The sequence below is a fragment of the Mesorhizobium sp. M7A.F.Ca.CA.002.04.1.1 genome (genome assembly GCF_004022805.1).
Classification (GTDB): Bacteria; Pseudomonadota; Alphaproteobacteria; order Rhizobiales; family Rhizobiaceae; genus Mesorhizobium; species Mesorhizobium ciceri.
Window position 1 is genome coordinate 1 of the sequence record NZ_RZPL01000661.1, and the last position, 3,159, is coordinate 3,159.

Sequence of the window (3,159 nt, forward strand, 5' to 3'; positions counted from 1 at the left end):
GAGGTCGGAGGAATCATTGAGGATGTAGATGGCCGATGCCACCGCGCTGAACGAGACGAATGCCAGCAGGCATTCCCAGATCATGTCGGTGTTGAAATATTCATGCGAGAGCACCATCGGCACTGCGATCAGCGAATTCTTCAGCCACTGATGCACGCGCAGCATCTTGACGATGGTCCGCAAAGTGGGCTTCGGCGCCGACACCGTCTCGGCGCCATGTGCCGCCTGCCAGCGCGCGGCATGGCGGTCGGGCGCGACGACGATCGCGTTGCGTGCGGCATCGAAGACCTGGAGGTCATGGCGGCTGTTGCCGGCGTAGTCGAAACCGCCATCGCCATAGGCTGCGATCAGCGAGGCGCGCTTCCTGCCCGAGGTGAGATTGGCGAGACCATCGGTGGCCAGCACCTGGTCGAAAATGCCGAGATGGGCCGCGATGGCGTCGGCGAACTTGCGCGGCGTACCGGTCGCCAGCACGATCTTGCGGCCCTCGGCGTGCTCGGTCCGGAGGCGGCAAAGCAGCACCTCGCGATAGGGCAGCGATGCCGGATCGATGTCGATGCGCTGCGCGATCGCCTGCTTCAGCCGCGCCGGCCCGCCGGCGATCCAGAACGGTACGAGGAAGATATAGAGCGGGTTCTTCTTGAGAAGGATGAACAGCCCTTCCCACAACAGGTCGGTTGCGATCAGCGTGCCGTCGAGATCGACCGCAAGCGGTATTGCGTTCCTGTCCGATCGCGCATCCATGTCCGTCCTGCCCTGCCCGCGTAGAGTTGCGCGCCGCTTTTCGGCGTCTTGAGGCTGGTATAGCGGGCGATGGCGTAGCGAACGTTAAAACGCACGGTTGCAGACGGCTGCCATGGCGGTATTTCCGGTGTCATTGTTAAACAACCGCTACCGGAAACGATAAAAGGCCGGGCAAATGCCCGGCCTCTACAATCGTGACGCCAAGATTACTTGATGCGGGCGACACCGCCCGAGATCTCGACCGTTTCCGAACCGGTCAGGGCTTCGAGATCGCCATTGGGCAAGGTGACGAAGCAGCCGTTCGGGCAGAACTCAACCGTTTCGCCACCGGCCAGCGCAAGGTCGGTCTTGCTGCCGCCCTCCGTTACGACCAGCGTGCGGGTCTCGGCGTCCTTGTTGACCGCGCTCGCGGCATGGACCGAGCCGATGGCGGCGACCAGGGCGACTGCAGCGACGAGAGACTTCCACATGGTGCAATATCGGTGTTCCCACCGCCTCTGTTGCATTTGGCAAGGCATTTTCGCCTTTGCATGGAGCTTATATGAGATGGAAGCTGAACCGCAACTGAATGCCCCATTCATGCCGCAATCGATTCCGGGCAGGATTGAGGTCGACGGAGTCCGAGCCTAGTCCGGGTCCGGCTTCTTGGTTTTGCGAGACTTGACCAGTCGCTTCTTCTCCGCCTCGGCTTCGGCCCTTATCTGCTCCTGTTCGGCGAAGTCGGCCTCGATCTTGTCGTCGTCCGTCGGCCAGGCCTTGGGCTTGTGGGCCTCGACCACGGCGCGCGGCGTCGAGGGGATCTCGATGTGTTCGCTGCTGAATTTTTCGAGGACGGCAAAACGGATGTCGTTCTGCGCGATGTTGCCGTTCATCACGTCGGCCAGGAACACGCGGATTTCGAATTCCAGGGCGGCGGGGCCGAAATTGGAAAACAGCACGAAGGGTTCGGGGTTCTTCAGCACCATCGGGTGGCTGCGGGCGATCTCCAGCAGGACGGCATGAACCTGCTTGACGTCGCTGCCATAGGCGACGCCGACCTTGATGTCGACGCGGCCGAGCTTGTTGCGGTGCGTCCAGTTGCCGACGGCGTTGTTGATCAGGTTCGAATTGGGCAGGATCACCGATTGCCGCTGGAAGGTTTCGATCTCGGTGGCGCGCACGCTGATCTTCTTGACCGTGCCGCTGACGTCGCCGGCAACGATCCAGTCGCCCACCTTGAACGGCCGCTCGGCCAGAAGGATCAGGCCGGAAACGAAATTGGACACCACGTTCTGCAGGCCAAAGCCGATACCGAGGGAAAGAGCGCCGGCGACCAGTGCCAGGCTGGACAGGTCGATGCCCGCCGCCGAGATGCCGACCAGTGCCGCCAGCGCGACGCCGGCATAGCCGACCGCCAGCCTGATCGAGTTGCGCACGCCGGTATCGACCTTGCCACGCGCCATGACCGAGCCGTCGAGCCAGCCCTGGAACCACCGCGTCAGGAAATAGCCTATGACGAAGACGACGATGCCGGAGAGGATGCCGGTGACCGAGATCGTCACCGAGCCGATGTTGATCCCGGTTGCGAGCTTGTAGGCCCAAGCCTGGATATCGCCGGGCTGGAAACCCCACATCAGCAGGATCAGCGGCAGGAACACCAGCACGATCATCACATTGATGGCAACGCTGACGACAAGGCCGAGCTGGTCGAGGGCCGTATCCTCGTAGCTGGAATTGGCCGACAGCCAGCGCCCGACGGAGGTGTTGGCGAAAGCACCCTCCTCGCCGATCGCCTGCGCCGACAGGAAGCCGATATAGGCGGTGATCAAGGCTGTGCCGGTGACGACGACCTGCAGCGAAACGAACAGCGCAAGGCCGATATAGCCGAGCAAGGCGGCTATGATGGTGAATAGGCCAAGGCCCAGCGACAGGTAGCGCAGCCATGCCGGCCAGGGCCGCCAGCTTCCGTCGCGCGCCTTGAACGGCCTCAGCATCGCCATCAGGATCAGGATGATGCCGACGATGATGGTGGCGACAAAACTGCGGGCGATGGTCAGCGACAGCGGCGAACCCATCTTGTCGTTGATCACCGACAGGAAGGTGTTGACGCTGATGACCACGGCCATGGCGGTGGCCAGGCGCACCAGCCAGCGCGCCGGCCCGGTTTCGACCGGGATCAGGCGCCAGTTCGGCAGCCGCGGTTCCAGCGCCGCATTGGTCAGCCGGTTGACGCAGAACACCACGCCGATGACGGTCGCCAGCGCGTTGAGGAAGAGCCCAATGTCGCCGCGCAACACATTGTAATAATTGAAAAAGAAAATCGTCGATCCAAGAAAGGCGGCAACCGCCAGCGTCGGCAGCAAGGTCGACCAGAAGGCCACCGAAAGGCGGCTGAGATAGGATGGGTCCTCATTGGTGGGGTCGGCTTCGAACACC

3 protein-coding genes are annotated in these 3,159 nt (G+C 62.5%); all 3 read right to left on the reverse strand.

Annotated elements, in window-relative coordinates; all coding sequences use genetic code 11:
• On the reverse strand, nt 1-744 hold a 744-nt coding region (locus ENZ75_RS26285), incomplete at its 3' end, for a haloacid dehalogenase-like hydrolase (RefSeq protein WP_206617105.1).
• Nucleotides 745-950: 206 nt separating this feature from the next.
• A complete protein-coding gene (locus ENZ75_RS26290; RefSeq protein WP_023812335.1) occupies nt 951-1,214 on the reverse strand; it encodes a hypothetical protein in 264 nt (87 codons plus the stop codon).
• A 156-nt stretch (nt 1,215-1,370) separates the two neighbouring features.
• Nucleotides 1,371-3,159: mechanosensitive ion channel domain-containing protein (locus ENZ75_RS26295; protein WP_164888011.1), on the reverse strand; the 1,789-nt coding region annotated here is incomplete at its 5' end.